We start from the raw sequence: 26,725 nt of genomic DNA on the forward strand, positions 1-26,725 counted from the left end.
GGCGTTTCGCCGGGGTCAATCGCGCGTCCGGCGTTCCACTTCTTCCCACCCCTCGATTGTCACGGCGCGACACGGGCTTGTACGAGCCTGTTGCATTTCTTGACCGGGTAGGGGGCCGCGCGTATTTTCCGCCGCCCGAAGTGGATCGGAGTGGGAAGGGGTGGCGTAATGTGGATCGACCGGGCTGACAGGGTGGTTCTCTCCGCGTGTTCCGAGGCGTCTATGAGCACCAGATCGACGCGAAGGGGCGCACCAGCCTCCCGGCGAAGCTGCGGGACACGCTCGTGGGCTCCTACGACGAGCGGCTCATCCTCACGACGGCGTTGGATCCCTGTCTCCACGCCTACCCGGTCCGCGAGTGGGAGCAGCTCGAGGCGGCGCTCGCCAAGCGCAACCCGATGGAGCCGGGGGTGAAGACGCTCATGCGGCTCTACGTGGCCAGCGCGCAGGAGTGCCCGCTGGACAAGCTCGGACGGGTGCTGATTCCGCCGTCGCTGCGCGCCCACGCGGGGTTGGACAAGGACGTGGTGTGGGCGGGGATGGTGAAGGTGATGGAGCTGTGGAGCCGCGAGGGCTGGGCGAAGGCCCAGGAGGAGGCCCGCAAGGAAGCCTCCAGCGCGGACGTCATGCGCGTGCTCGCCGAGCTGCGCTCGGTGTAGCGGGCTGTAGCGGGCTGTAGCCGAAATCTGGACGGGACGAAGGAATCCCTTAGAAGGTGGCGACATGAACCAGGTAGCCGAAGCACAGGGCATTCGCGCGGTATCCAGTGGGCGCGTGGAGACCCTCATGCTCGAGGGGGAGCTACTGGAGAAGGAGCTCGCCCAGGTCTGCGAGGAGCTCGCGCGCCGCATGCAGCGGGGGCTGCGCAACGTGGTGCTCGACTTCAGCGACGTGAGCCACCTGGACTACCGCGGCGTGAAGCCCCTGGTGGCCCGCGCCGAGGCCTTCCGCAAGGCCGGTGGGGACCTCAAGCTCTCGGGCCTGTCGCCCTACCTGGCCGCCATCCTCCGGGCCGCGGGCGCTCATGACGTCTTCGAGCTCTACCCGCATATGAACGACGCCCGGGCCGCCTTCGCGCTCGCGCGTGCCCCCTTCGTTTGACCCGGGCGCCCCTTGGCTGACTTCAGCCACCAGACCGTCCTCCTGCACGAGTCAGTGGACGTCCTTCGACCGGGAGCGGGGAAGGTGATCATCGACGGCACCCTGGGGGGTGGTGGCCACACGGAGGCGCTCCTCGCGAAGGGAGCGGCCGTCCTGGGGGTGGACCGCGACCCCGTGGCGCTCGAGGCCGCCCGCGCCCGGCTCGCCGCGTACCCCGCCTTCAGCGCCCGGCAGGGCAACTTCGGGGAGCTGCTCGAGGTGGCCGCGGACCTGCTGCCGGTGGACGGCGTGCTGGTGGACCTGGGCGTGTCCTCGCCCCAGCTCGACGTGGCCGAGCGCGGCTTCTCCTTCATGAAGGACGGCCCGCTGGACATGCGCATGGGCGACACGGGCCGCACCGCCGCCGAGCTCATCGCCGAGGAGGACGAGGCCGAGCTCCTCCGCATCCTCAAGGAGTACGGCGAGGAGCCCTTCGCCAGGCCCATCGCCCGCGAGCTCAAGCGCTCGCTGCCCGCGCGCACGCTGGAGGCCGCCGAGGCCGTCAAGCGCGCCGTGCCCCGCAAGGCCTGGCCCAACAAGATTCACGTGGCCACCCGCACCTTCCAGGCCCTGCGCATGGCGGTGAACCAGGAGCTCGAGTCGCTGGACTCGCTGCTCGCCGCGCTGCCCCGGCTGCTGAAGGTGGGGGGCCGCGCCGCCGTCATCGCGTTCCACTCGCTCGAGGACCGGAAGGTGAAGGAGACCTTCCGGGACATGGTGGGCAGCTGCAAGTGCCCGCCCGGGTTTCCGGTGTGCGTCTGTGGCGGCCAGGGGGATTTCTCCCTGGTGTCGCGCAAGGCCATCGCCCCCTCGGACGAAGAGATCGCCGCCAACCCCCGTGCCCGCAGCGCGCACCTGCGCGTGGTGGAGAAGATCCGATGAGCCGCTTCAATCCAACCCCCCGAGCCAGTGGCGTGTCGGTGGGCAGCGTGCTGACGCACCTGCTCCCCGCGGTGCTCCTCTTCGCCCTCTTCGCCGGCGTGGGCATCCTCCACGTGACGAGCCGCGTGCTGGTGGTGGACATGGGCTACCGCCTCTCCAAGGCCGAGACCGAGGAGCGCGCCCTCACCCGGGAGAACGACCGGCTGAAGCTGGAGCTGGCCACGCTGAAGAACCCGGCGCGGCTGGAGAAGCTGGCGAAGGAGAAGCTCGGCATGTCCATGGCCTCCGGCCCGCTCGTCATCGCCCTGCCGCAAGGCAAGGAGCGCAACGCCCGGGTGGAGGCTCGCGACTCGCGCGCCGTCCGTGTGGCGGAGCGCGGCGGTTCTCGCTGAAGGGGGCAGAGGCCGTGAGGGACTTCAAGTCGGCGCGGGCTCCGGAGCCCAACGGAAAGTGGCTGGCGCTTCGCGTGAAGCTGCTGGCGTGCTTCTTCGTCACCCTGCTGCTGGCCGCCTTCGGGCGGGCCGTGTTCCTCCAGGTCGTCGAGCGCGACAAGCTGCGCGGGCTCGCCCAGGACCAGTACGTCCGGCAGATTGAAATCCCCGCCCGCCGCGGCGACATCTTCGACCGGCGCGGCACGCCCTTCGCCCAGAGCGTGGAGGTGGACTCCATCTGGGTGGACCCCTCCCTGCTGCCGGACGTGAAGGCGGCCTCGCGCGCGCTCGCCAAGGCGCTGAAGCTGGACGTGGAGGACGTGCAGGCCCGGCTCACCCGCGCCAGGCGCTTCGCCTGGGTGAAGCGCCAGGTGACGCCCCGCGAGGTGGAGGCGGTGAAGGCGCTCGGGCTGCCGGGCTTCGGCTTCACCAAGGAGCCCAAGCGCTTCTACCCGCAGAAGGAGCTGGGCGCGCACGTGGTGGGCATGGTGGGCCTGGATGGGCACGGCCTGGAGGGCCTGGAGCTGGCCTTCGAGGACGAGCTGTCCGGGCAGAACTCGCGCATGTCCGGCTTCCGCGACGCCAAGGGCCGCAAGCTGCTCGTCACCGGGGTCCCGGACACCCTCGAGCGCCAGGGCGCCTCCGTCACCCTCACCATCGACCGGCACCTCCAGTACGTCTCCGAGAAGGCGCTCAGCCGCGCGGTGGAGGAGTCCAAGGCCGTGGCGGGCATGGCCATCGTGTTGGATCCAAAGACGGGTGAAATCCTCGCCATCGCCAACCACCCGCGCTTCAACCCCAACACGCCGGGGAACGAGGCGCGCTCCAGCATCCGCAACCGCGCCGCGCTCGACTCCTTCGAGCCCGGCTCGACGATGAAGTCCTTCGTCGTCGCCGCCGCCCTGGAGCACAAGGCCATCAAACCCGACGACACCTTCTTCTGCGAGAACGGCTCCTGGGTTGTCGGCAAGCACACCATCCACGACACCCACCCGTACGGGTGGCTCACCCCGCAGAAGGTGCTCCAGCTGTCCTCCAACATCTGCGCGGCGAAGATTGCCCAGCAGCTGGGGCGCGAGCGGCTGGTGAAGGCCTACCACGACTTCGGTTTCGGCGAGCGCACCGGCCTGGCCCTGCCCGGCGAGGCCCGCGGCTCCATTCCCTTCCCCAAGGCGGAAGTGTCGCTGGCCACACAGTCCTTCGGCCAGGGCATGACGGCCACCGCGGTGCAGATGGCCGCCGCCTGGGGGGCGCTCGCCAATGACGGGGTGCTGATGCGCCCCTACCTCGTCTCCAAGGTGGTGGACCCGGACGGGGTGGTGTTGTTGGAGAACAAGCCGATTGAGGTGCGCCAGGTCGTCTCCGCCCCCACCGCCCGCAAGGTCGTCTCCATGCTCGAGAGCGTGGTGGCCAAGGAGGGGACCGCCCCCAAGGCGGCCATGGAGGACTACAGGGTGGCGGGCAAGACGGGCACCGCCCAGAAGGCGGATCCGGTGGCTCGGGGATATTCCGACAAGCGACTTGCCTCCTTCGTGGGCATGTTGCCAGCCGAAAATCCCCGCGCCGTCATTCTCGTCATTGTGGACGAGCCCAAGACGGACGTGTACGGGGGATTGGTGGCCGCTCCCGCCTTCAAGGAAATCGCTACCGCCGCCATGGCCCACCTGGCCGTGCCGCCCTCTCGCGAGGTTCCGCTGCCGTCCGCCGCCCTCCCGGTGGCGGCCGCCCAGCCCCTCGCGAAGGCCGAGCCCGTTCGGCCCGTGGTGGAGGAAGCTGTCACCGAGAACGCGGAGCCTGGCTCCGTCCGCGTTCCGGATGTCGTCGGTCAGGCGGGGCGCGAGGCGGTGTCGAAGCTGCTCTCCTCGGCCCTGGAGCCACAGTTGTTGGGTAGTGGACGCGTCGTGTCGCAGAGTCCCGCCGCCGGTTCGCTGGTGGAGAAGGGTGCGCGGGTGACGCTCGAGCTGGCAACGCGGCAATGAGGCCGCACCGGAGCTCGGTCTCGCGCTTGCAGCAGCATGTGAAGGGGAAACAATGAAGCTGACGGATGTCCTCGCAGGGTGTGGTGCCGAGCAGACCTCGGGCGGCCGTACCCCGGTCGACGTGACGGGAGTGACGCAGGACTCGCGCAAGGTGAAGCCGGGGGACCTGTTCGTCGCCGTGCCGGGCACCAAGGAGGACGGCGCCCAGTTCGTGGGGGAGGCGGTCTCCCGCGGTGCCGTGGCCGTGGTGTCGGAGAAGGCGCTCGCCTCGCAGGTGCCCTTTTTCAAGGTGTCCAATGCCCGGAAGGCCCTGGCCATCATCGCGGCCAACTTCCACGGCCGCCCCGCCGACAAGCTCACCCTCCTGGGGGTGACGGGGACCAATGGAAAGACGACCACCACCTATCTGCTGGAGGCGATGGCCACCGCGGCCTACTCCTCCACCGGTGTCATCGGCACGCTGGGCTACAAGGTGGGGGGCCAGTTCCACCCCACGGCCCACACCACGCCGGACCCGCTGGAGTTGCACCGCATCCTCAAGGAGATGGTGGACGCGGGCGTGGAGACGGTGGTGATGGAGGTGTCCAGCCACGCGCTGCTGCAGGAGCGCGTGCACGGCATCACCTTCAAGGCCGCTGCCTTCACCAATCTCACGAGGGATCACCTCGACTACCACAAGGACATGGAGGAGTACTTCCAGGCCAAGCGCAAGCTCTTCGTGGAGAACCTCGCGCAGGGGGGCGTGGCCGTGGTCAACGGCGACGACACCTACGCCACGCGCATCTACAACGAGCTGCGCGGCCAGAAGCGCATGGCGTGGAAGTTCAGCCGCACGGGCAACGGGGAGATCTCCTCCTCCTCCGACGTGTCCTTCAGCCTGCAGGGGATCAAAGGCGTGCTGAAGACGCCCGCCGGTGACATCCCGGTGAAGAGCCGCCTGCTGGGGCCGCACAACCTGGAGAACATCCTCGCGGCGGCGGGCCTCGCCCTGGGCGCGGGCTTCGCTCGCCGCAAGGACGTGCAGCTCGGCATCGAGCGCATGGGTGGGGTGCCCGGCCGCATGGAGCGGGTGGAGAACCACGGGCCGCCGCAGGCGCCCGCGGTGTTCGTGGACTACGCGCACACGGACGACGCGCTCAAGCGCGCGCTCGAGGCGGCGCGGGCCATGGCCAAGGGCCGCGTCATCGCGGTGTTCGGCTGCGGCGGGGACCGGGACCAGGGCAAGCGTCCGCTCATGGGCACCGCGGCGGCCGAGGCGGCCGACCTCGTGGTGGTGACGAGCGACAACCCGCGCAACGAGGACCCCGAGGCCATCATCTCGCAGGTGACGCCGGGCCTGGAGAAGAGCGGGATGCGCCGCATCTCCGCGGGCAAGGCGAAGAGCGGGGAGAAGGGCTACCTCGTGGACGCGGACCGCAAGGCCGCCATCGAGGCGGCCATCTCGCTCGCGAAGGAGGACGACGTGGTCCTCATCGCCGGCAAGGGGCACGAGACGTACCAGATCATCGGGACCGAGAAGCGCGCCTTCGATGACCGCGAGGTCGCGGCCCGGGCGCTGGCCATCCGCACCTGAGACGGAGAAGCGCTGAGCCTCTATGGCCGCACGATTCACGGATGAGCAGGTGGTGCAGGCGACCGGGGCGACCCGGCGGGGCGGTAGGCCCGCGGCGGAATACCCGGCCGTCTGCACCGATACGCGGGCCCTGGTGCCCGGATGCCTCTTCGTGGCGCTGCAGGGCGAGCGCTTCGACGCACACGACTTCCTCGCCCAGGCCGCCAGCGGTGGCGCGGCCGGGGCGGTGGTGAAGAAGGGCCGGGCGCTCCCCCAGCTCCCCGAGGGCCTCGCCCTCTACGAGGTGGAGGACACCCTGGCGGCACTGGGGGCCCTGGGGCACGCGCACCGCGAGCGCTTCCGGATTCCAGTGGGCGCCGTGGGTGGCTCCAACGGGAAGACGACCACCAAGGAGATGGTGGGCGCCATCCTCGCCACGCGCGGCTCCGCGCTGAAGACGGAGGGCAACCTCAACAACGAGGTGGGCGTCCCCCTCACGCTCTTCCGCCTGGAGTCCTCGCACGTGGCGGCGGTCATCGAGACGGGGATGAACATGCCCGGCGAAATCACCCGGCTCACCCGGGTGGTACGTCCGGACGCGGGCATCATCACCGTGGTGCAGCCCGAGCACCTGGAAGGCCTGGGCAGCATCGAGGGTGTGGCCGAGGCCGAGGGCGAGCTGTTCCGCGAGCTGCCGCCCGAGGCCGTGGCGGTGGTGAACGTGGATGACGCGCTCATCCCCGCTCAGGCGGCGCGCAGCCGGGCGAAGAAGCTCACCTTCGGGCGGGCGGAGAGCGCGGACGTGCGGCTGGCGTCGGTGACTCCGCGGGGCCGCGAGGGCCTGCTCATCACCGTGCGGCACGCGGGCAGGGACTGGCCGGTGAAGCTGTCCTTCATCGGCGAGCACAACGCACTCAACGCCACGGGCGCCTTCGCGCTGGCGGTGGCGCTCGGGTATTCGCCCGAGGAGTGCGTGAAGGGACTGGAGGCGGCGAGGCCGTACGCGCGCCGGCTCAACGTGGTGGATGGCCTGCACGGCACCACCGTGATTGACGATTGCTACAACGCCAACCCCGCTTCCATGGGCGCCGCGCTGGACACGCTGCTCTCGCTGGTGCAGCCCGGGGGCCGGGCGATGGCGGTGCTCGGAGACATGCTGGAGCTGGGGCCGGGCGAGCTGGAGGAGCATGCGCAGCTGGGCAGGCTCGCCGCGAGCAAGGCGCAGCGGGTGGCGTTCTTCGGGCCGCGCTCGCGCAAGGGGTACGAGGCGGCGGGGCTGGGAGACAAGGCAGCGCACTTCACCGAGATCGAGCCCCTGCTGGCCTGGCTGATGCCGCAGCTGAAGGCGGGGGACGTGGTGCTGGTCAAGGCAAGCCGTGGCATGCGGCTCGAGCGGGTCGTGGCGGGCCTCACCGGTACCGCCGCGCCTGGAGGGAGCCACTAGGTGCTGCTCCTCATCTACGAGTGGATTCAGGGCACGGAAGCGGCGCGATTCTTCAACTTCCTGCGCTACCCCACGTTCCGCATCGTCGCGGCGGCGGTGGCCTCGCTGCTGCTGGGCATGTTCATCGGCCCGAGGCTGATCGCCCGGCTGCGCCTCAAGCAGCACGGGCAGAGCAACGTGCGCGAGGACACGCCGGACACGCACCAGAAGAAGAAGGGCACGCCCACCATGGGTGGCGCGCTCATCCTCATGTGCATCGCGTTCGGCACCTTCGTCTTCGCGGACCTGAAGAGCCGAGCGGTGTGGGCGGCGCTGCTGCTCACCCTGGGCTACGGCTTCATCGGCTTCCTGGATGACTGGCTGAAGCTGTCCAAGCGCAACTCGAAGGGCCTGGCCGGCCGGTACAAGATGGTGCTGCAGACCGTCTTCTACCTGGTGGCCGTCTTCGGGCTGATGTGCTCGTGGACGGGGGCGGACGGGAGCTTCAGCGGGCCGCACCTGCTCATCGACACGCGGCTGACGCTGCCCTTCGTGCCCACGCGCCACTTCAGCCCGGACTTCGGCTGGTTCTACGTGTTTTTCGCGTGGATCGTCGTGGTCGGCACCTCCAACGCCGTCAACCTCACCGACGGCCTGGATGGCCTCGCCATCATGCCGACCATCATCGCGGCCACCACCTTCGCCATCCTCTGCTACGTGGCGGGCTCGCTCACGCGCATCGCCGACGTGGAGACGATCGACGGCGTGGCGCGCGTGGTGGGCGTACCCATGTGGAAGTACCTGGGCGTGCCCGAGGTCCCCGGCGGCGCGGAGCTGGCCGTCTTCTGCGCGAGCATCGTGGGCGCGGGCATCTCCTTCCTCTGGTTCAACGCCTACCCGGCCTCGGTCTTCATGGGCGACATCGGCTCGCTCGCGCTGGGTGGCGCGCTCGGCGGGCTGGCGGTGCTGTCCAAGAACGAGGTGGTCTCCGCCATCATCCACGGCGTCTTCTTCGCTGAAATCCTCAGCGTGATGATCCAGGTGACGTCCTTCAAGCTCACCGGCAAGCGCGTCTTCAAGATGGCGCCCGTGCACCACCACTTCGAGCTCAAGGGCATGGCCGAGCCGAAAATCATCGTCCGCTTCTGGATCGTCGCCATCCTCTGTTCGGGTGTGGCGCTGCTGTCGCTCAAGCTGCGGTAGGACGTGGAGGGGTGGCGCGCATGACGCCCGATCTGAAGGACCGGAAGGTAGTGGTGTACGGGCTCGCGAAGAGCGGGCTGGCCGCCATCAAGCTGCTGGTGGCCCGGGGCGCGCGGGTGACGGCGTTGGATGCCCGCACCGAGGAAGCCCTCGGCGAGACGGCGCGCGAGCTGAAGGCCCAGGGCGTGACGCTCGTCACCGGGCCCACGCCGCCGGGGCTGCTGGAGTCGCAGCAGCTCGTGGTGGTGAGTCCGGGCGTGCCGCTGGCGCTGCCGGAGATTCAAAAGGCTCGGGCCGCGGGCGTGCCCGTGTGGGGTGAGATCGAGCTGGCGTGGCGCTACCTCTCGCACGTGCCGCTCCTCGGCATCACCGGCACCAACGGCAAGAGCACCACCACGGCGCTCACCGGCGAGCTCTTCTCGCGCGGCGGCGGGCGCACCTTCGTGGGTGGCAACCTCGGGCGACCGCTGGCCGAGGCGGCCCTCACGCCGGACGCGTGGGACGCGCTGGTGGTGGAGCTCTCCAGCTTCCAGCTCGAGGGCATCGACACGCTGAAGCCCCGGGGCTCCACCCTCCTCAACCTCACGCCGGACCACATCGACCGGTACGAGAGCCACGCGGCCTACGGCGCGGCCAAGGCCCGCATCTTCCGCAACCAGGCCCAGGGTGACTTCACCGTGGTGAACGCGGACGACGCGGACGTGATGCGGCTGGCCGAGGCCGCGAAGGTACCCGTCTACGGCTTCACCCTCACCGGGCGTCCGGTGGCCGCGGCCCCGAAGCTGGCGGGCCTGGCGGTGGCGCAGCCGGGCGGCTTCCGCTTCGAGGGGGCAGGGGAGAAGGGCGAGTCCTTCACCCTCACCAACCGCGCGCTGCGTGGAGGCCACAACGCGCAGAACGCCATGGCGGCGGCGCTGCTGGCGAGGCTCGCGGGCGTGTCGCACGAGGCGGTGCAGGCGGGGCTCGACAGCTACCCCGGGCTGCCCCACCGTCTGGAGAGCGTGCGCGTGCTGGACGGCGTCGAGTGGGTGAACGACTCGAAGGCCACCAACGTGGACTCGGTGCTGGTGGCCCTGCGCGCCTTCCCCAAGGACGTGCTCCTCATCGCCGGGGGCAAGGGCAAGGGCGCTCCCTACCAGCCCATGGTCGACGAGGGCCGCGGCAAGGTGAAGGGCGTGCTCACCATCGGCCAGGACGCCGACACCATCGCCCGCGCGTACGAGGGAAGCGCCACCGTGTACGCGTGCGGAACGCTCGCGGAAGCTGTACGCCGCGCCAGGGCCCTGGCAAGCTCTGGCGACACTGTACTTTTGTCGCCTGCATGCGCCTCCTACGATCAATTCCAGAACTTCGAGCACCGGGGCGACACGTTCAAACGCCTCGTGAGGGAGCTGTGAGCCCATGAAGGCCACCGCCGCTCCGTCCTCCGCCCCGGTGCGGTTCGACGCGCTGCTCTTGTGCGCCGTGCTGTCGCTCGTGTCGCTCGGCCTGGTGATGGTGTACTCGGCGAGCGCCGTCATGGCGCAGGACAAGCTGGGGGACAGCCTCTACTTCCTCAACCGGCAGCTCGTGGCGGCCGGCCTGGGCGTGGTGGCGATGGCGGTGGGGATGAAGGTGGGCTGGCGCCGGCTGGCGCGGCTCGCGTATCCGCTGCTGCTGGTGACGCTGGTGCTGCTGGTGGCGGTGCTCATTCCGGGCATCGGCACCACGGCGGGCGGCGCGCGGCGGTGGATCCGCTTCCCCGGCATCAGCCTCCAGCCAGCCGAGGTCGCGAAAATCGCCTGGGTCGTCTACCTGTCCTACTCGCTGGCGAAGAAGCGCGAGAAGGTGGCGACGTTCTCCGTGGGCTTCCTCCCGCACCTGCTGCTGTGCGGCCTGCTGGTGGGCCTGTGCATGCTGCAGCCGGACTTCGGCAGCTCGGTGCTGCTGGTGTTCCTGCTCTTCGCGCTGCTGTTCGCCGCGGGCACCAGGGTGAGCTACCTGGTGGGCTCGGTGCTGCTCGCGCTGCCGCTGGCGTACGCCGCCGTGGCCACCAGCCCCTACCGCATGAAGCGCGTGCTGGCCTTCCTGGATCCGTGGGCGCACCGCCATGACATCGGCTACCAGGTGGCCGAGTCCCTCATGTCCATCGGCTCGGGCGGCTTCTGGGGCCTGGGCCTGGGCGACGGACGGCAGAAGCTCTTCTTCCTGCCCGAGGCCCATACGGACTTCATCTTCGCCATCATCGGCGAGGAGCTGGGCCTCATGGGCGTGGTGCTGCTGGTGTCGCTCTACGCCATCATCATCTGGCGGGGCATCCGCGCGAGCCTCGCGTCGCCGGAGCCGTTCGGCACGTACCTGGGCCTGGGCCTCACCTCCATCATCGCGTTCCAGGCCACGGTGAACATGTGCGTGGCCATGGGGTTGTTGCCCACTAAAGGACTCACGCTGCCCTTCGTCTCCTACGGAGGCACCTCGCTGGTGGTGCTGATGGGGGCGGCCGGTGTATTGCTCTCGCTGAGTGCCGGTGCGGAGACCGCTGGCAATCGGGCCCTGCGCCCGGGCGGTGACATGAGGGAGGTGGCGGCGTGAAGGTGCTCATCGCGGGAGGCGGTACCGGCGGTCATCTCTACCCGGGCATCGCCCTGGCCGAGGAGGTCGTCACCCGGCACCACGCCAACCAGGTGGTCTTCGTGGGCACGGAGCGCGGGCTCGAGGCGCGCGTGGTTCCCCGCGAGGGCTACCCGCTGGAGAAGATTCGCGCTCAGGGCCTCAAGGGCAAGGGCCTGTGGGGTCTCATCAAGGGCCTGCTCGCGCTGCCCCTGGCCTTCATCGAGTCCATCCGCATCCTCCAGCGCCACAAGCCGGACGTGGTGGTGGGCGTGGGCGGCTATGCCAGCGGGCCGGTGGTGCTCGCGGCGGCGATGCTCGGCATCCCCACCGCGGTGCAGGAGCAGAACGCGCTGCCGGGCCTCACCAACAAGGTGCTCGGCAGGTTCGTGCGCGTCGTCTTCACCGCCTTCGAGGAGGCGAGCCCCTTCTTCCCCGCGCGCAAGGTGCAGCTCGTGGGCAACCCCATCCGCCGCAAGCTGATGGAGAACTTCCTGCGCTCGCGCGTGGCGCACGAGAAGTTCTCCCTGCTCGTCTTCGGCGGCAGCCTCGGCGCCCGCGGCATCAACCAGCGGATGATCGACGCGCTGGATTACCTGCAGGACCTCAAGGACCAGCTCCACATCATCCACCAGACGGGGAAGAACGACCTCGAGACGGTGCGCAAGGGCTACGCCGACAAGGGCTTCGACGGCCAGGCCCAGGTGGTGGAGTACATCGAGGACATGTCCGACGCGTATGCCAGGGCGGAGCTCGTCGTGTGCCGCGCGGGCGCCACCACGCTCTCCGAGCTGACGGTGGCCAAGAAGGCCAGCATCCTCATCCCGTTCCCCTTCGCCACGGACAATCACCAGGAGGTGAATGCCCAGTCGCTGGTGAAGGCCGGCGCGGCGCTCATGTTCCGCGAGTCGGAGCTGACGGGCGAGAAGCTGGCCGCCGAAATCCGCCGCCTCAAGGAGGACCCCGAGAAGCGCCGCCAGATGGAGAAGCGGGCCGGCCTGCTCGGGCGCCCCGAGGCCTCCAAGGAGCTGGCGGACGTGCTCGTGGACCTGATGGTGAAGACGTACGGCCCCTCCGGCCGCGCCGAGGCCCGCGGCGAGGACCCCAACCCGAAGAAGCCCTCGAAGAAGCCCGCCGCCGAGCCGAAGCCCGCGGGCACCGACGAGAAGCCGGCCGGCGGCAACGAGAAGCAGGTCTGAGGAGACGACACCCGTGACGACCCCCCGCGCCCCCAGGCCCGCGAGCCTCTTCAAGACGCGTCATGCCGCGCACGTCCACTTCGTGGGCATCGGCGGCATCGGCATGAGCGGCATCGCCGAGGTGCTCCTCAACCAGGGCTATAAGGTGTCCGGCTCGGACCTCAAGGCGAGCGAGATTACCCGCCGCCTCCAGGGCCTGGGCGCCACCATCTACGAGGGCCACCGCTCGGAGAACCTCGTGCAGGCGGACGTGGTCGTCATCTCCTCGGCGGTGCGCAAGGACAACCCCGAGGTCGTCACCGCGCGCCAGAAGAAGATTCCCGTCATCCCCCGCGCGGAGATGCTCGCCGAGCTGATGCGGCTCAAGTACGCCGTCGCCGTCGCGGGCAGCCACGGCAAGACGACCACCACCTCCATGGTGGCCACCGTGCTCTCCGCCGCGGGCCTGGATCCCACCGCCGTGGTGGGTGGCAAGGTGAACGTGCTCGACTCCAACGCGAAGCTGGGCAAGAGCGAGCTGATGGTGGTGGAGGCCGACGAGAGCGACGGCAGCTTCCTGCACCTGCACCCGTCCATCACCGTGGTCACCAACATCGACCCGGAGCACATGGACCACTACGGCACGCTGGACAACCTGAAGGACGCCTTCACGGCCTTCTGCAACCGCGTGCCCTTCTACGGCCTCAACGTCCTGTGCCTGGACAATCCCAACGTGCAGTCGCTGCTGCCGCGCCTGGAGAAGCGCTTCGTCACCTACGGCAGCTCACATCAGGCGGACTACCGGCTGGAGGGCATCCGCCTCGAGGGCTTCACCACCCGCTTCGAGGCCTTCCGCCGCGACGAGCCGCTCGGTGAGTTCCGCGTGCGCATGGTGGGCGCGCACAACGCCCTCAACGCCCTGGCCGTCATCGCCGTGGCCGAGGAGATGGACATTCCCCTCGACGTGGTGCGCAGCGCCCTGTCCGAGTTCGGCGGCGTGCAGCGGCGCTTCACCGTGCGCGGCGAGGTGGCCGGCGTCACCGTGGTGGACGACTACGGGCACCACCCCACCGAGGTGCAGGCCACGCTCGCGGGCGCCCGGCGCGCCTTCGGCAAGCGGCTCGTGGTGGCCTTCCAGCCCCACCGCTACACGCGCACCCACGACTTGCTGAAGGAGTTCGCCACCTCCTTCAACGACGCGGACGTCGTCTTCGTCACCAGCGTCTACGCCGCGGGCGAGGAGCCCATCCCCGGCGCCACCGGCGACGCGCTCGCCGAGGCCGTCCGCGTCCACGGCCACCGCGACGTCACCTTCGTGGAGAAGCGCGCCGACATCGCCAGGACGCTCCTGCCCCGGCTGCACGAGGGCGACATCGTCCTCACCCTCGGCGCCGGTGACATCACCCAGGTGGGCCCCGAGCTCGTCGAGCTGCTCAAGCAGCGCGGTCCGGTGAAGGGCAACTAGCGCATGGCGGCGCCCCTCTCATCCTCCCTGCCCGAGCGGCTGGGCCGGCTGGCTGGCCTCGACGTGACGGCGGGAGCGCCGCTCGCGCCCCTCACCAGTGTGCGCGTGGGGGGCCCGGCCGAGGCGCTCGTCCGCCCGCGCTCCCCGGACGCCCTGGTGGCCCTGCTGCGCCTGGTGCGCGAGGAGGGCGTGCCCCTCACCGTGCTCGGCGGCGGCGCCAATACGCTCGTGGGAGACGGCGGCATTCCGGGCGTCACCCTGAAGCTCCCCAGCGACTTGTTCCCCGAGGTGGCCGACGTGGGCGCGGAGGAGGGGAGGCTCACCCTCGGCTCGGGCGCGGCCATCGTCCGGCTCATCAACCAGATGCGTGCCCATGGGCTGGTGGGGGCCGAGTTCCTCGCCGGCATTCCCGGCACCCTGGGCGGCGCCGTCACCATGAACGCGGGCACCAAGAACGGCGAGTGCTTCCGCGTGGTGGAGGCCGTGGAGCTGGCCACCGCGGACGGGCTCGGGTGGCTCTCCAAGGCGGAGATTCCCCACCGCTACCGCCACTCGGAGCTGCCCCCGGGCGGCGTGGTGACGCGGGTGCGCTTCCTGCTGCGCAAGGGCGACCTCGAGGCCTCCAAGAAGGCCATGGACGAAGACCTGGCCTACCGCAAGCGCAGCCAGCCGTTGAGCCAGCCCAACTTCGGCAGCGTCTTCACCAATCCGCCGGGCGACTTCGCCGGGCGCCTCATCGAGACGGTGGGCCTCAAGGGCCACGTCATCGGCCGCGCGCAGGTGTCCACCCTGCACGCCAACTGGATCGTCAACCTGGGCGGTGCCTCCGCCCACGACGTCCTCTCCCTCCTCACCCTCATGCAGACGCGCGTGAGGGAGGAGCGGGGCGTCGAGCTCCAACCCGAAGTCAAGCGTGTAGGGGTCTTCCTGCCATGAGCGGCTTCTCCCAGGACGAGCTGAAGCGGAAGAAGGTCGGTGTGTTGCTCGGGGGCCTGTCCTCCGAACGCGAGGTGTCCCTGCGCACCGGCGCCGCCGTGGCCAAGGCCCTCCGGGGACAGGGCTACGACGTGGTCGAAATCGACGTGGGCAAGGACTTGCCCGCGCGCCTCGCCGCCGAGAAGGTCGACGTGGCCTTCATCGCCCTCCACGGCCGCTACGGCGAGGACGGCTGTGTCCAGGGTCTGCTCGAGTGCCTGTTCATCCCCTATACGGGCAGCGGCGTCATGGCCTCCTCCCTGGGCATGGACAAGGTCTTCGCCAAGCAGGTCTTCATCGCCCACGGCATCCCCACGCCCCCCTACCGCGCCTTCACCAGCGCCGAGCAGGCCCGGGCCGCCGCCGACGCGCTCCCCTTCGGCTTCCCCTGCGTCGTCAAGCCCTCCCGCGAGGGCAGCAGCGTGGGCGTCCACATCTGCAAGAGCCGGGACGAGTACCTCGCCGCCGTCGACGACGCCTCCAAGCTCGCCGGCTCCATCCTCGTCGAGCAGTACATCAAGGGCCGCGAGGTGCAGGGCGGCGTCCTGGACGACGAGGCCCTGGGCGTCATCGAGGTGGTGGCCGCCCGCGAGTTCTACGACTACCAGGCCAAGTACCAGTCCGGGGGAACCACCCAATACCTCTTCCCCGCACCCCTCCCGCCGGATCAGTATGAGCGCGTGAACCAGGTCTGCCTCGCCGCCCATCGTGCGCTCGGTTGTAGTGGAGGCTCCCGCTCGGACGTCATCCTGACTCCGTCTGGAGAGGTCTTCCTGCTGGAGATCAACACGCTGCCCGGGATGACCGAGTCCAGCCTCCTGCCGAAGATCGCCGCCGGCCGGGGCATCGACTTCCCCGGCCTGTGTGAGCGCCTCCTGCGAGGCGCCACCCTCAAGGCCTGATAGTTGCCCCAGCAAGAAGTGGACTCGCCGGTCCCTTCGGGGACCCGGGCGCTACAGCGACGTGTCTGTAGCGAAAAACTGGCGTGGAGATCCAAGCGAGCGCAGCATGCGCCGACGCACACCATGGCATTCGGTAAGTCCAAGAACCGTCGTCGTCAGGATGCCGCCCAGCAGAAGGAGGCGGTCGTGGGAGCCGTGCGCACGCACGGGCCCGGCCTGCTCAAGGCCATCCTACTGACGGGTCTGACAGTCGCCCTGGTGTGGGGCGGGATTGAAGTGCGCGCCTGGGCGCTCTCCTCGCCCACCTTCCTCCTCAAGGAGACCACCTTCAGCGGCCTGCAGCGGGCCACCCCGGGCGAGCTCCTCAAGCTCTCGGGCCTCACGGTGGGGCAGAACCTGTGGGCCCTGGACGTCGCGGCGCTCGAGCGCACCATGTCCACCCACCCCTGGGTGCGCTCGGTCGAGGTGCGCCGCCACTTCCCCGCCAGCGTGTCCGTGGAAGTGGTGGAGCACGTGCCGGCCGCCCTGGCGGTGCTCGGAGACCTGTACCTCCTGGACGAGGACGGCGAGCCCTTCAAGCGCCTGCAGCCCGGGGACGCGTTGGACCTGCCGCTCGTCACCGGGGTGGTGCGCGAGGACTACATCGCGGACGAGGGGAAGACGCGCGAGCGCTACCGCCAGGCCCTCGCCGTGGCCCAGGCCTACGCGGCCACGGGGCCCGGCAAGCGCGAGCGGCTGAGCGAGGTGCGCATGTCCCCCGAGGGCCTGGTGCTGGTGACGGCGGACGGGACGGAGGTGCGGCTGGGGGAGGGGGAGACGGACGCCAAGTTGCAGCGGCTCTCGCGCGTGCGCGAGGAGCTGCGGTCCCGCGGCCTGGCCGCGGAGGTCATCCACCTGGACAACCGGGCTCGGCCCGGCTGGGTGGCGGTGAAGCTTTCGAGCCCTGTCTCCGAGAGGAACGGGGCCTCGCAGTAGGAAAGCGCCCCTTTCACGAGAGTGGGGGGCCTGGGAGGGTTGTCATGGCGAAGCAGAAGTCCGGAGAGATCATCGTCGGCCTCGACATCGGCACGACGAAGATCTGCGCCATCGTCGGCGAGCTGACCGACAACGGGATCGACATCATCGGAATCGGCACGCACCCGTCGAAGGGCCTCCGCAAGGGCGTGGTGGTCAACATCGAGGCGACCGTGTCCTCCATCCGCCGCGCGGTGGAGGAGGCCGAGCTGATGGCCGGAGCGGAGATCTCCCACGTGTACACCGGCATCGCCGGTGGCCACATCAAGGGCTTCAACTCGCAGGGGATTGTCGCGGTGAAGGACAAGGAGGTGCGCGAGGCGGACATCGCCCGCGTCATCGACGCGGCCAAGGCGGTGGCCATTCCGCTGGACCGCGAGGTCATCCACGTCCTGCCGCAGGAGTTCATCATCGACGACCAGGGCGGCATCAAGGAGCCCCTGGGCATGGCGGGCGTGCGCCTGGAGGCGAAGGTGCACATCGTGACGGGCGCGGTGTCGAGCGCGCAGAACATCGTCAAGTGCGCCAACCGCACGGGCCTGAACGTGGCGGACATCGTCCTGCAGCCGCTGGCCTCGGCCGAGGCGGTGCTGGGCGAGGACGAGAAGGAGCTGGGCGTGTGCCTGGTGGACATCGGCGGGGGGACGACGGACATCGCCATCTTCTCGGGCGGGTCGATTGTCCACACGGCGGTGATTGCGCTGGGCGGCAACAACCTGACGAGCGACATCGCGATTGGCCTGCGCACCCCGGCGCACGAGGCCGAGCGGATCAAACAGAAGTTCGGCTGCGCGCTGGCGTCCATGGTGAACAAGGACGAGACCATCGAGGTGCCGAGCGTGGGCGGGCGGCAGCCGCGGGTGCTCGGGCGGCAGATTCTGTGTGAGATTCTGGAGCCGCGCGTGGAGGAGATCTTCCAGCTCGTGCACCGGGAGATCCAGAAGTGCGGCTACGAGGACCTGCTGGCCTCGGGCGTGGTGATTACCGGTGGCTCGACGCTGCTGGCGGGGATGCCGGAGCTGGCCGAGGAAGTGATTGGGCTGCCGGTGCGCCGGGGCATGCCGCGAGGGATTGGCGGGCTGGTGGACGTGGTGAAGAGCCCCATGTACGCGACGGGCGTGGGCCTGGTGGTCTACGGGGCGAAGCACCTGGACCGGCGGATGTTCCGCATCCGCGAGGAGAACGTCTACAAGAAGGTCAAGGGCCGCATGCGCGAGTGGCTCGAGGAGATCTTCTAGGAAGTTCCGTCAGTCTCGCCGTACCCCACCGGGGCCGCTCTCCTCCCAGCGGCCCCGGTTCTTTTGGAGCCTACTTGTCGCGTGCGACAGATGGATTGTGAAGAGGGGATACGTTCAGCCGCTGTTGTTGAGGGAACAAAATATGCCAGTGATTGGTGAGAGGCCTCGGCCCAGGGCTCTGCTTTTGGGATTCGACGATAAAGACATCGAGCCACTTAAGATGTTTTTCCCTACCACGAAAAAAATTTCCAACCTGAATGAGGTGCGGCAGTCAGAATGGGATGTTCTGATAACAAAGGGCGCCTTTGTTTCCCCCGAGCAGCATTTGTTCGTCTTGTCGTTCGGAAGGGCGAATATTGAAAACATACAAAGCTCAGGGATACCAGATGCCTATTCCGTTTCGGGGATGTACGGCAAGGTAGAAGACGGTTCCCTGGCGACAGAGTTCATTATTCCCGATGACCTGCCTCCCGATTTGGCTCGTCTCGTGATGAATGAGCTTGTTCCCAAGCTTAACGACGAAGACAAGCACATTCGCTTGGGAGTGGGTTCGCTTATGAGACGAGCGGCACCTGTTTTTAGTGGATACTGGAATTTTAACGATATCAACGAAGTTAAAGGAGTGGAATTTAAGCTTTTCGTGGGAACTCACGAGCCGAGTGCGCTCGCGGGTTGCTTTGTGCTCAAGGGGGGGCTGGCCGAGGCTTGGATGCTTCCCTTTGTACATATGGATGTGGCCGCTTGGGTAGAGGTGGCGCTTAAGCAATGGCACAAACTGGCCCCGGAGCGATTCCCTGTAGACCTTGGATGGGAGCGAAATCCTGAGTGGATGACTCGTTTGGAATCCGAGTTGGTGGGGAAGATTGATGTGATTCGTAAAGAGCGCCAAAAGGCATTGGCTTACTTTGATTCGATAGAGCGTGAATTGAAGACCCAACTGCATGCTGCCAACCTGTCCGCAGATACTAGTGAGCGGCGGTTGTTGACTACGCAGGGGGATGTTTTGGTGGAGGCAGTCGCAGATGCACTAAAGGAGCTTGGTTTTTCTGTAGAGGATATGGATAAGATCTTCCCAAAGAACGATCGTAGGGAAGATCTGCGAGTCGGCTTGCCAGAGGATAAAGACTGGGTTGCTATTTGTGAGATTAAAGGCTACTTCAAAGGCGCTGCAGTCAATGACCTTCTTAAGATCGAGCGATTCCGTGGCAGATTTTTCAAAGAGAAGGGGCGTGAACCGGAGCGTTGTTGGTACGTTGTGAATTCTTTTCTTAAGGATGATCCAGCGAGACGTGGAAGGGCGCTTGCTGCAAATTCTGCGGAAGTAGAGACATTTGCAGAGGGCGGGGGATTGGTTGTGGGGACAGTCGAATTGTTTCGATTGCAGATGAAGGTTCGTGCGGGAAAGATCGAAGCAAAGGAGGCTAGGCGATTGTTAGCAGATAGGACTGGGGTTTTCACGCTCGACCTCGGTGGCTAAACCGAACCTGTCACGTGAGAATTTTAGGGGCTTGGATGGTATCCGTGTGGGTGACTTCGCCGCTCACGAAGCAAGCAGTCGTCGCCTCAACCCAGGAATTGCCGCAACCAGCGTCTTGCCTCTTGCTCGATGAAGCGCATCGAGGTGTTGCTGGCGGGAAAGGTGTCAAAGAAATCGAACGTCGTGTCAGCCGAGGAATCGCCGGGCCCACATCATGGCTTCTTCCTGGGTGAATCCGTCGACGCGGAAACAGGGGCCAGTGAAGGGCTGTCGAGCCAGGGCTCCAGCGCGCGGCCGAACTCGTGGTAGGCGGGGAGCGTGTCGCCTCGGGAGAGATCGCCTGCTTCGGGCCAGGTCCCCAACGTCACGAGGGCCCGCGTCTCGTCGATGGCCTGCACGGTCGTTTCTGGTGAATGCAGGCGGGAACGCAGTGCGGACACGCCGCCCAGCTCCTGAAGGACGGGAGGGCCCAGGAAGTTGAGCCAGTGTACCCCGTCCACTTGCGTGCCCATCCAGTCCGGAATGGAGCCGTGGTTGAGGCTGATCCCCGGGTGGCGAAGCAGCTCGGTGCGGATTCGGGGGGTGAAGAACATGTCTCCCACCAGGGAATCGAAGCTCAGCCCCGCATGGCCACTGGCGAAGTGCAGGCCCGAAGCCAGGTCGAGCATCAGCTCTCTCACCGCAGTGGGTCCGTGTTCCTCGAGGTACTCGGTTGACAGCGTGCCCTCGAGGTAGCTCACGTCGTATTCGGACGGACTCCGGTCCCGGGACGGGATACGAGCTGAGTAGGTGAATTTGAACCCCGCGAGCCTGTCGTGCTCATTGCCCAGGTGTATCCACGTCTCGTTGCCACTCTTCTCCATCTCCCTGAGACGGTACGGGTCGGCACAATCCTCGGCGTAGCGGAAGGGACGGTCGGGTAGCAGCAATTGGGGGATGCGCGTCCTACGTTCGTCGGAAAGGGGGCCGTAACCGGAGGAGCCGATGGCGCAGGCGTTGATGGTGTCGGGTCCCTCGCCAACAGCGTTCATGTAGCAGTCGAAGGCGTGGGACACTCCGGCGGCAAGATCCGGGTGGTCATGCGGCATGTAGAAGGCGAAATGAATCACCTCCCTCGCCAGCAGTTGCTCACCCATCTCCTTCTCGGGCGGGTAGACACCGTAGGGGCGAATCCGGGGATGGTGCAGGGCCATCAGACGCCTACTCTGAATCGGGAGGATTCATTTTCATGAGTTCTTCCGGAAGTGGAGTCGGACGAAACCTCAATCCCTTCCCGTTTCGCTGCGGGATGACGCGGAAGCCCTCGCCAGCGATTTTGACGAGAGCTCCCTCCGAGGCTTTCCCACTGGCGATCCATTCGTCCGCTTCTTCTCTCGTCGCAAACGTAAGAGACGGGACTATGGCATCGATGGCGGGTGTGTAGAACTTCCGAAAGAATTCGCGATAGTCATCCAGCTTCTGGATTTCACGAACGTAAAAAAGCGCCACTGCGGCGACTCGGAGTGCTTCGTCTTCTGGCGATCCCTCTTGGTATCTCTCGTCTACGGTGCGCAGGATTTCGAGAACGGCGTCCACATCGAAGTCGGGATTGTATCTCATTTTTGAATCCGGATTAGAGGGCAAGCGGAGCCAGAATCAGGGCACCAGAACCGCCCGTTGTGAGGACGAAGGCAACACCAGCGACGATGACTACAGTTCCAAGCGCGACCTCGGTCTTGTGCTTCCTGATCCAGTCGATTGCTTCGTCCATGCGCGAGAAATTCAATTTCTTCCGCCTCTCTGCTTCCTCCTTTTCTTTTTCATCCTCGCATTCGTTGTACTCCTTGTTGCAGTCCTGTTCGCAGCGCTCGTGATACCAGGCGCTCTGCTTCCTGTTGTGGGGCCATGGATAGCGGTTGTCCCAGCACTTTTTCATGCACTGCTTGAATTCCTGGTCGCAGTCATAACCACCAGAGCCGCCAGTCCCGCCCGCGTCTTCGGAAATGACGTAGATCGTGCGCTCTGGCGCTTGCGTGTGGGCGCATCCGACGACAGCAATTGCCACGGTCATGAGAAGAGCTGTTGACTTCATTGCTTCACCTTCCACGGAGAACTGCTTCCCAGCCGGTAGCGAAGTGATTTCCTCCTGGGCTGCCCATGTTTTCCACGGCAGGGAAGGGGGTCAAAGGACTCGACCTTCGACCTTACCCATTTTTCCGAGGCCCCGAAGGCCCTGGTCGCGGGTGCGGAGTTCGCGGGTTCATGGCGAGCGCAGCACCCGATACCCGCAGCGCGACGCAGGGGCTGAAGGGTAATGGGCCGCCCTGGAGGCGGCATCTGCTAGGGTGGACTCCGGAGGTAATTCACTCTGGCCCGACTCCTACCGTTGGTACCGCTCGTTCTCCTGCTGACGGGGAGGGCGGCGGCAGCGCAGTCCCAGCCCCCCGCTCGCGAACAGCAGCAGCGGCAAGTCGTCGTCCCCAATAACCCCGACGAGCCGGTGCCGGAGGTGCGGGTGGCGGCCAGTACCCTCACCCTCTTCCGCTTCGGTGCCTCCATCGACCGCGCCTCGGTGGAGGTGGAGGGGCGGACGACGCGTTTCAAGCTGGTGGACGTGGGCGACCGTACCCTCGTCCTCGAGATGGCCGTGGAGCCGGGCCCCGGGGAGAAGCTGATCGTGCGGGTGCGCTACAAGGACGGCGCCTCGCCAGCGTATGCCACCTTCGCGCTCGTCTCCCACCCCTCGCTCGTGGACAAGGAGGTGGAGGTGGTGCGCCGCCCTCGCTCCGTCGAGGCGCTGGAGGCGGCCCTGGCGGATAGGGACGCGCAGCTCGCGGCGCTCCGGGCCGTGAATGGGCCCGCAGGGCTCGTCTTTTCCGGGCGGCTCACCCTGCGCGGAGTGTGGGCCCGGCGCATCGAGAAGATCGCAAGCGCTCGGGATGGGCTGAGGGTGACGGACGGGGGAGGGTACCGCGCTGAGTCCTGGGCGCTCGTCGTCGTCCACGTGCGCAACCTTCCGGGGCAGAAACCCTGGGAGCCAGGGGAGGCGCGACTCACTCTGGCCGATGGCACCCCGGTGAAGGTGGCCTCGGTGGACATGAACAGGGCGCGGCTGGAGCCCGGTGAGGAGGGCCTCGTGGCGGTGGAGACCGAGACACCCTTCTGGATGGTGGGGGCGCTCCTGAGCATGGAACTGCTGGACAAGAGCGGCAGCCGACGCCTTCCCGTTGCCCAGGTGAGGTTATAGATGGGCCAGCCCCTGAAGACGGAAGCCCTGCATCCGGATCACCTCCAACCCGGCCACATGGTGGGGCCCTGGCGCATCGTCCAGGTGCTGGGCCGTGGCGGCTCCTCCCTCGTCTTCAAGGTGGAGCGGGAGGGGGTTTTCTACGCCCTGAAGATGGCGCTGCGCCCCCTGTCCGACGTCCGGGAAGAGCTCTCGGAGGACGAATACGTGGAGGAGCTGAGCGCCTACCGGCGGCTCGCGCGCGAGGCGGCGGCTCTCTTCACCTATTCCTCCCATCCCAACCTGCTGCGCGTGTACGCGGTGGATTTCTGGCCCGATCCCACCCGGGGCTACCCCTTCCTCGTCATGGACTTCGTGGACGGAGATGACTGGCACCGCTGGCGCTGGTGCAAGCCGCTTCACGCGGCCGGGCTGGTGGACACCTTCGGCGACGTGGTGCGCACCGTGGGCGTGCTGCATGCGCGCGGCGTGTACCACCGGGATTTGAAGGCGGACAACATCCTCATCCGCCGGACGGACGGCAGACCCTTCCTCATCGACTTCGGCACCGTACGCCTGCCGGGGACCCTCACGAAGACGATGGGGCTGCCCGAGGGCGTCCTGCACCTGATGCCTCCCGAGCTCCTGGCCTACGTGCGCACCGAGGCGTGGAAGCGCCATGTGCCTTTCGAAGGGGCCGTGCCCGCGGACCTGTATGCCCTGGGGGTGCTGCTCTACCAGGGGCTGACCGACCATCACCCCTTCGACCCCCAGCTGCCAGACAAGGCGTTGCTGGCCGCCATCGCCAGTGTGCCCCCAAAGGCGCCCCACCTCCTCAACCCTCGGGCACCGCGCTCGCTCAGCGACATCGCCATGAAGCTGCTGGAGAAGCAGCCCGAGGACCGCTATCCCAGCACCGATGCGCTGCTGCGGGCGCTGGAGGATGCCAACGGGCAGGAGCGGAAGACCCCCGCCTGGAAGGTGCCGCTCTTCGATGTCAGGGAGAGCCCGGCCGAGCCAACTGCCCAGGAGGAAGAGGCCCAAGCGGAGGCGCGGCGGAAGGTTCCCGCTTCATCTGGCGGCTCGCGCCGCACGAGGTGGCTTCGGGTCCTGCTCGCGAGCCTGACCGTGCTCGGCCTTGCCTTGTGGCTGGCTCGCTCCACACTCGCGCCCCCACCCGAGGCGCTGCTGCCCGGGTCTGCTCGTTCCGAGAAAGGAAGCCCGCCCGTGTCCTCCTCTTCGCGCTCCACCCCCTCGAGTCTCCTCGCCGCCTGGCTGTGCACCGTCGCCGGCCTGGGCTGCCCCGGCGCCCAGGTCAAGCCCCCGGAGCCCGAGGACTGCCCCAGGGAGGCAACCCAAGCCATGTTCCGGGAGTTGAAGCTTCGCACGAGCAGTCCTCTCGTGGCTGTCGTGGACATCAACCAGCCCGGAGACCTGGGCGATGCGGGCGTCTATCAGGATGGCCCCGTCATTGGCCGCATCTCGGTGGGAGATGGAAACCTGCCGGAGGGGACGCTGCTCCACGGCCGTCTTTGGACGGGTCCTGGCATCTACGACACCTCGGGGGTGGATGCGGAGCCCGCCGTCCTGGGCCGCTATACCCAGGCCGTGCTGCCCGATGGCAGGAAGTACCCCGTGTGCATCGTGCTGGGCGACGTAGATGGGCGTGTGCCCAAGGAGGAGGGCTCCAAGCCCGGTGCCACCGTGCTGGCGCGCGGGCTGCCGGTGAGTGTCGTCGAGCGCTGGCCGTGAGCCACAGGGCCGCTCAGAGCCGCCGTCGTTGGGAGCGCCGATTCCTCGCCTGACCCAGGGAGAAGATTCGTGGATTATTTCCTCATGGGCACAGAGGGCTGGAGTCTCTCCGAGCCGGAGTTCCTCCAGGCCCTGTCCTCCCGGTGGCCCTCTGCGAGCATCAGGTCCGTCGACATTCCAGGGGGGAAGCGCTCCATCGATTTCCGCATCCGGATGTCGGAATCCTTGCTCGACGGGCATTTCAACCTGGAGGAGTCGACCGTTGTCTTCTACGGCGCCCCCCAGGACTGCGCCGAGTTCGCCCTCGGGTATCAGGCCCTCTTCCCCAAAGGACAGCCATTCCTGCTCTTCGACGAGGGCTACAACCGCAGCATCGAACTGTGGCCGGAGACGACGACCGAGAACATCATGCGGTCACTTCATGACGCGCCCTGCATCTGACAGCACGCTGTTCCAGGTGGATGGAGTGAAAGATGAGCGAGCACTATCCGCGCATTCGCCTCTACTCGACCGTGGGTGGTGAAAGACGTTCCCTGTACATCCGGGAGAGCATGAGCATCACCTTCTACATGAGGCACTCCCACCAGGAGGTCGTGCACGAGGTCATGCGCTCCCTGGATGCGTACCGCCGCGCCATCGAGCCCCAGGTGCTCGGTTGGTATGCAGACCCGTACAGTGGTGACTGGGAGGAACTCGATGACAAGGGTTGGGCGTACCTCCAGGGCGAGATGCTCGAGTTGCCCGCTACTCAGCTCTGGCTGAGGGAATCCTCCGGTGAGACCACGGGGTATGATGTCCTCTACCGTGGCCGACTGCTCGATGCGCGCGATGAGGGTGAGACGAGCGTGCTGTCCTTCATCCTGCCCACGGAGTACCTGGAAGCTCACGGACCGGGACACGTGCGGGAATTGGCGCTGAAGCTGGCGGCGGAGTTGCCTTTCACCTCCGGACATGGGGGCTTGTGCTTCAACTTCCCGGAGAGCGTCCTCGGCACCACCGAGGCCATCCGAGACTTCTCCTTTCGCTATCCGGGTCTGGACATCCCCGGAGTGCATTTCGACTCGCTCTCCATCGGCACCCGGGTGAAAGGGGTCCACTGGTTGAACTTCCTGGGTCAGCCCGTGTTGGGCGAATTGGGAGGCGCCGAGGGACTGCGCGCGCGTCTGCACTCGCCCGGCACTACCGTGCAGGAACTCGATGGCGAGCGGGCCGTGGTGACGCTGGGGCAATGGCCGGAGGCGGGTGACACCGAGCAGGGCCACACGCTGCCCGAGTACCGCGAACTGGCACACGTGCTGGAGCCCTGGCTGTACCTGGACCGTGGTGGGTGGAGTGGCTTCTCTGACGAAGACGTGCGTCGGTGGGAGCGCCGCTTCCTCGACTGACCCCAGGAGGAGACTTGCTCCGTGGGTACTACCGGGAGCCCGCGTCCGTGGTGCCCGGGTATGGGCACACGTCCGGAATGTTGTGCTCCATCTCGCAGAACTTCGCGAGGGCTCGGCAATACCGCTGGTTTCCCTTCTGGCAGGCCTCGAGCAAGCCCCTCCCGAGCTCCCTCGTCTCCTCCTTCCTCTTCTCCGGCGGGAGCGCCTCCCACTCCCGCTTCGCGCGCTCCCTCCCGAGCCGGGCCTGCTCCCGGAGCCGTGCCGCGGCCCGCGTGTCCCCGAAGGCCTCGGCGAGGTCCGCGGCGGACTCGCAGTGCGTCGCCGAGCCCTGCCCGCCATCCACTCCCTGGCATTGGCGCTCCAGGCACTGGCGCACGTCCTCGTGGAAACCAATGTCGTTGCGCGGGCTCCAGGGCAGGCCGCTCCACTTCTGGACGGCCTCGGGACACGCGGCGCGGTAGTCATTCATCAACGGGGCCAGCTGTCGTGCGAAGCTCGGGATCATTCGCTCGCAGAACGGCTTCGACTGGCTTCTGGCCGAGGGGGTCATCTCCGTGAGCTTCTCGGGGTGCTCGCAAATCAGGTCGAGACACTCCATGGTCGCCAGCTCCACGGTGAGCGCGCTCGGTTTTTCGGCGTCGCTCCGCTGGAGTGCGGCGAGGCGCGGGCACCACCTGGCGATGGTGGACTTCCACTGTTCCACCAGCTCTTCATTGAGCGGGGCGGCCCCGGCCGATGACGGCGGAGGCGCCTGGTCCTGTTTTCGGGTGTTGAGGAGAAGCCCGATGAGGCCTCCCACCGCCAACGCGATGACGACTCCCAGGAGGGACGGGCGCCACCCGGAGGCGCGCTTCGGGGGCGGCGGAGCAGGGGTCTTCCGTCCGGGTCGCGACTTGGGCATCCCCGCATCATAGGGCAGCAAGCGCAGGGTGCTG

Annotated in this window: 25 protein-coding genes; 21 read left to right on the plus strand and 4 right to left on the minus strand. The window is 67.5% G+C overall.

Annotation, left to right across the window (positions count from 1 at the left end):
- The first annotated feature begins 206 nt into the window (after nucleotides 1-206).
- The 17 genes from mraZ (at nucleotide 207) to ACJ8AN_RS17375 (ending at nucleotide 19,448) form a co-directional block, all read left to right on the plus strand.
- Complete coding sequence (gene mraZ, locus ACJ8AN_RS17295) at nucleotides 207-659, plus strand: division/cell wall cluster transcriptional repressor MraZ (protein WP_407756480.1); 453 nt, start codon at nucleotides 207-209, stop codon at nucleotides 657-659.
- Between the two features lie 64 nt (nucleotides 660-723).
- Complete coding sequence (locus ACJ8AN_RS17300) at nucleotides 724-1,101, plus strand: STAS domain-containing protein (protein ID WP_407756481.1); 378 nt, start codon at nucleotides 724-726, stop codon at nucleotides 1,099-1,101.
- 12 nt (nucleotides 1,102-1,113) lie between these two features.
- Nucleotides 1,114-2,022, plus strand: coding sequence for a 16S rRNA (cytosine(1402)-N(4))-methyltransferase RsmH (rsmH, locus tag ACJ8AN_RS17305; protein WP_407756482.1), 909 nt, complete (start codon nucleotides 1,114-1,116; stop codon nucleotides 2,020-2,022).
- Nucleotides 2,019-2,414, plus strand: a complete 396-nt coding sequence (gene ftsL / locus ACJ8AN_RS17310) for a cell division protein FtsL (protein WP_407756483.1) — start codon at nucleotides 2,019-2,021, stop codon at nucleotides 2,412-2,414. Before rsmH ends, ftsL begins: the two co-directional genes overlap by 4 nt.
- 14 nt (nucleotides 2,415-2,428) lie before the next feature.
- Nucleotides 2,429-4,432 carry a penicillin-binding protein gene (locus ACJ8AN_RS17315; protein WP_407756484.1) on the plus strand — a complete coding sequence of 668 codons (2,004 nt, stop codon included), beginning with the start codon at nucleotides 2,429-2,431 and terminating at the stop codon, nucleotides 4,430-4,432.
- A 52-nt stretch (nucleotides 4,433-4,484) separates the two neighbouring features.
- Entirely contained in the window at nucleotides 4,485-6,005 is a 1,521-nt protein-coding gene (locus tag ACJ8AN_RS17320; protein WP_407756485.1) for a UDP-N-acetylmuramoyl-L-alanyl-D-glutamate--2,6-diaminopimelate ligase, read from the plus strand.
- Between the two features lie 22 nt (nucleotides 6,006-6,027).
- On the plus strand, nucleotides 6,028-7,428 hold the full coding sequence (murF, locus tag ACJ8AN_RS17325; protein ID WP_407756486.1) for a UDP-N-acetylmuramoyl-tripeptide--D-alanyl-D-alanine ligase: 1,401 nt from the start codon (nucleotides 6,028-6,030) through the stop codon (nucleotides 7,426-7,428).
- The gene (gene mraY, locus ACJ8AN_RS17330) at nucleotides 7,429-8,610 is read left to right on the plus strand and encodes a phospho-N-acetylmuramoyl-pentapeptide-transferase (protein WP_407756487.1); all 1,182 of its coding nucleotides are present in this window, start codon (nucleotides 7,429-7,431) and stop codon (nucleotides 8,608-8,610) included. It begins immediately after the preceding gene.
- A 20-nt stretch (nucleotides 8,611-8,630) separates the two neighbouring features.
- On the plus strand, nucleotides 8,631-10,007 hold the full coding sequence (murD, locus tag ACJ8AN_RS17335; RefSeq protein WP_407756488.1) for a UDP-N-acetylmuramoyl-L-alanine--D-glutamate ligase: 1,377 nt from the start codon (nucleotides 8,631-8,633) through the stop codon (nucleotides 10,005-10,007).
- A 4-nt stretch (nucleotides 10,008-10,011) separates the two neighbouring features.
- Nucleotides 10,012-11,181 carry a putative lipid II flippase FtsW gene (gene ftsW / locus ACJ8AN_RS17340; protein ID WP_407756489.1) on the plus strand — a complete coding sequence of 390 codons (1,170 nt, stop codon included), beginning with the start codon at nucleotides 10,012-10,014 and terminating at the stop codon, nucleotides 11,179-11,181.
- A complete protein-coding gene (gene murG, locus ACJ8AN_RS17345) occupies nucleotides 11,178-12,398 on the plus strand; it encodes an undecaprenyldiphospho-muramoylpentapeptide beta-N-acetylglucosaminyltransferase (RefSeq protein WP_407756490.1) in 1,221 nt (406 codons plus the stop codon). The genes ftsW and murG overlap by 4 nt, the downstream gene beginning before the upstream one ends.
- Nucleotides 12,399-12,411: 13 nt before the next feature.
- The gene (gene murC / locus ACJ8AN_RS17350) at nucleotides 12,412-13,842 is read left to right on the plus strand and encodes a UDP-N-acetylmuramate--L-alanine ligase (RefSeq protein ID WP_407756491.1); all 1,431 of its coding nucleotides are present in this window, start codon (nucleotides 12,412-12,414) and stop codon (nucleotides 13,840-13,842) included.
- 3 nt (nucleotides 13,843-13,845) lie between these two features.
- Entirely contained in the window at nucleotides 13,846-14,778 is a 933-nt protein-coding gene (gene murB, locus ACJ8AN_RS17355) for a UDP-N-acetylmuramate dehydrogenase (RefSeq protein ID WP_407756492.1), read from the plus strand.
- Entirely contained in the window at nucleotides 14,775-15,719 is a 945-nt protein-coding gene (locus ACJ8AN_RS17360; RefSeq protein ID WP_407756493.1) for a D-alanine--D-alanine ligase, read from the plus strand. Before murB ends, ACJ8AN_RS17360 begins: the two co-directional genes overlap by 4 nt.
- A gap of 123 nt (nucleotides 15,720-15,842) precedes the next feature.
- A complete protein-coding gene (locus ACJ8AN_RS17365; protein ID WP_407756494.1) occupies nucleotides 15,843-16,694 on the plus strand; it encodes a cell division protein FtsQ/DivIB in 852 nt (283 codons plus the stop codon).
- Nucleotides 16,695-16,738: 44 nt separating this feature from the next.
- Nucleotides 16,739-17,971, plus strand: a complete 1,233-nt coding sequence (ftsA, locus tag ACJ8AN_RS17370; protein ID WP_204226192.1) for a cell division protein FtsA — start codon at nucleotides 16,739-16,741, stop codon at nucleotides 17,969-17,971.
- A 142-nt stretch (nucleotides 17,972-18,113) separates the two neighbouring features.
- Nucleotides 18,114-19,448, plus strand: a complete 1,335-nt coding sequence (locus tag ACJ8AN_RS17375) for a hypothetical protein (protein WP_407756495.1) — start codon at nucleotides 18,114-18,116, stop codon at nucleotides 19,446-19,448.
- A 212-nt stretch (nucleotides 19,449-19,660) separates the two neighbouring features.
- Here the strand turns inward: ACJ8AN_RS17375 and ACJ8AN_RS17380 are convergent, their stop codons facing one another.
- The 3 genes from ACJ8AN_RS17380 to ACJ8AN_RS17390 are packed head-to-tail and all read right to left on the minus strand — an operon-like array spanning nucleotide 19,661 to nucleotide 21,534.
- Nucleotides 19,661-20,641, minus strand: a complete 981-nt coding sequence (locus tag ACJ8AN_RS17380; RefSeq protein WP_407756496.1) for a type VI immunity family protein — start codon at nucleotides 20,639-20,641, stop codon at nucleotides 19,661-19,663.
- 7 nt (nucleotides 20,642-20,648) lie between these two features.
- Nucleotides 20,649-21,047 (minus strand): hypothetical protein, encoded by a 399-nt coding sequence (locus ACJ8AN_RS17385; protein ID WP_407756497.1) that lies wholly within the window; start codon nucleotides 21,045-21,047, stop codon nucleotides 20,649-20,651.
- Between the two features lie 13 nt (nucleotides 21,048-21,060).
- Nucleotides 21,061-21,534, minus strand: a complete 474-nt coding sequence (locus ACJ8AN_RS17390; RefSeq protein ID WP_407756498.1) for a hypothetical protein — start codon at nucleotides 21,532-21,534, stop codon at nucleotides 21,061-21,063.
- 279 nt (nucleotides 21,535-21,813) lie between these two features.
- Between ACJ8AN_RS17390 and ACJ8AN_RS17395 the strand changes: the two genes are divergently transcribed.
- The 4 genes from ACJ8AN_RS17395 (at nucleotide 21,814) to ACJ8AN_RS17410 (ending at nucleotide 25,790) form a co-directional block, all read left to right on the plus strand.
- Nucleotides 21,814-22,674 carry a DUF2381 family protein gene (locus tag ACJ8AN_RS17395; protein ID WP_407756499.1) on the plus strand — a complete coding sequence of 287 codons (861 nt, stop codon included), beginning with the start codon at nucleotides 21,814-21,816 and terminating at the stop codon, nucleotides 22,672-22,674.
- Nucleotides 22,675-24,405, plus strand: a complete 1,731-nt coding sequence (locus ACJ8AN_RS17400) for a serine/threonine protein kinase (protein ID WP_407756500.1) — start codon at nucleotides 22,675-22,677, stop codon at nucleotides 24,403-24,405.
- A 213-nt stretch (nucleotides 24,406-24,618) separates the two neighbouring features.
- The gene (locus ACJ8AN_RS17405) at nucleotides 24,619-24,846 is read left to right on the plus strand and encodes a hypothetical protein (protein WP_407756501.1); all 228 of its coding nucleotides are present in this window, start codon (nucleotides 24,619-24,621) and stop codon (nucleotides 24,844-24,846) included.
- Nucleotides 24,847-24,878: 32 nt separating this feature from the next.
- The gene (locus tag ACJ8AN_RS17410; RefSeq protein ID WP_407756502.1) at nucleotides 24,879-25,790 is read left to right on the plus strand and encodes a DUF3396 domain-containing protein; all 912 of its coding nucleotides are present in this window, start codon (nucleotides 24,879-24,881) and stop codon (nucleotides 25,788-25,790) included.
- Between the two features lie 28 nt (nucleotides 25,791-25,818).
- Here ACJ8AN_RS17410 and ACJ8AN_RS17415 read toward each other — a convergent pair whose 3' ends face one another.
- Entirely contained in the window at nucleotides 25,819-26,691 is an 873-nt protein-coding gene (locus tag ACJ8AN_RS17415; RefSeq protein WP_407756503.1) for a hypothetical protein, read from the minus strand.
- Nucleotides 26,692-26,725: the final 34 nt, after the last annotated feature.

Source organism: Archangium sp., from assembly GCF_045802675.1.
GTDB lineage: Bacteria > Myxococcota > Myxococcia > Myxococcales > Myxococcaceae > Archangium.

Bases quoted from the DNA above. Each gene is read 5' to 3' on its own strand.
- ACJ8AN_RS17380 (WP_407756496.1), bottom strand. From the start codon at position 20,641: ATGGCCCTGCACCATCCCCGGATTCGCCCCTACGGTGTCTACCCGCCC.
- ACJ8AN_RS17415 (WP_407756503.1), bottom strand. From the start codon at position 26,691: ATGCCCAAGTCGCGACCCGGACGGAAGACCCCTGCTCCGCCGCCCCCG.
- murF (WP_407756486.1), top strand. From the start codon at position 6,028: ATGGCCGCACGATTCACGGATGAGCAGGTGGTGCAGGCGACCGGGGCG.
- ftsA (WP_204226192.1), top strand. From the start codon at position 16,739: ATGGCGAAGCAGAAGTCCGGAGAGATCATCGTCGGCCTCGACATCGGC.
- murD (WP_407756488.1), top strand. From the start codon at position 8,631: ATGACGCCCGATCTGAAGGACCGGAAGGTAGTGGTGTACGGGCTCGCG.
- ftsW (WP_407756489.1), top strand. From the start codon at position 10,012: ATGAAGGCCACCGCCGCTCCGTCCTCCGCCCCGGTGCGGTTCGACGCG.
- ACJ8AN_RS17320 (WP_407756485.1), top strand. From the start codon at position 4,485: ATGAAGCTGACGGATGTCCTCGCAGGGTGTGGTGCCGAGCAGACCTCG.
- ACJ8AN_RS17385 (WP_407756497.1), bottom strand. From the start codon at position 21,047: ATGAGATACAATCCCGACTTCGATGTGGACGCCGTTCTCGAAATCCTG.
- ACJ8AN_RS17400 (WP_407756500.1), top strand. From the start codon at position 22,675: ATGGGCCAGCCCCTGAAGACGGAAGCCCTGCATCCGGATCACCTCCAA.
- ACJ8AN_RS17360 (WP_407756493.1), top strand. From the start codon at position 14,775: ATGAGCGGCTTCTCCCAGGACGAGCTGAAGCGGAAGAAGGTCGGTGTG.
- ACJ8AN_RS17365 (WP_407756494.1), top strand. From the start codon at position 15,843: ATGGCATTCGGTAAGTCCAAGAACCGTCGTCGTCAGGATGCCGCCCAG.
- ftsL (WP_407756483.1), top strand. From the start codon at position 2,019: ATGAGCCGCTTCAATCCAACCCCCCGAGCCAGTGGCGTGTCGGTGGGC.
- ACJ8AN_RS17300 (WP_407756481.1), top strand. From the start codon at position 724: ATGAACCAGGTAGCCGAAGCACAGGGCATTCGCGCGGTATCCAGTGGG.
- murB (WP_407756492.1), top strand. From the start codon at position 13,846: ATGGCGGCGCCCCTCTCATCCTCCCTGCCCGAGCGGCTGGGCCGGCTG.
- ACJ8AN_RS17405 (WP_407756501.1), top strand. From the start codon at position 24,619: ATGTCGGAATCCTTGCTCGACGGGCATTTCAACCTGGAGGAGTCGACC.
- ACJ8AN_RS17375 (WP_407756495.1), top strand. From the start codon at position 18,114: ATGCCAGTGATTGGTGAGAGGCCTCGGCCCAGGGCTCTGCTTTTGGGA.
- ACJ8AN_RS17410 (WP_407756502.1), top strand. From the start codon at position 24,879: ATGAGCGAGCACTATCCGCGCATTCGCCTCTACTCGACCGTGGGTGGT.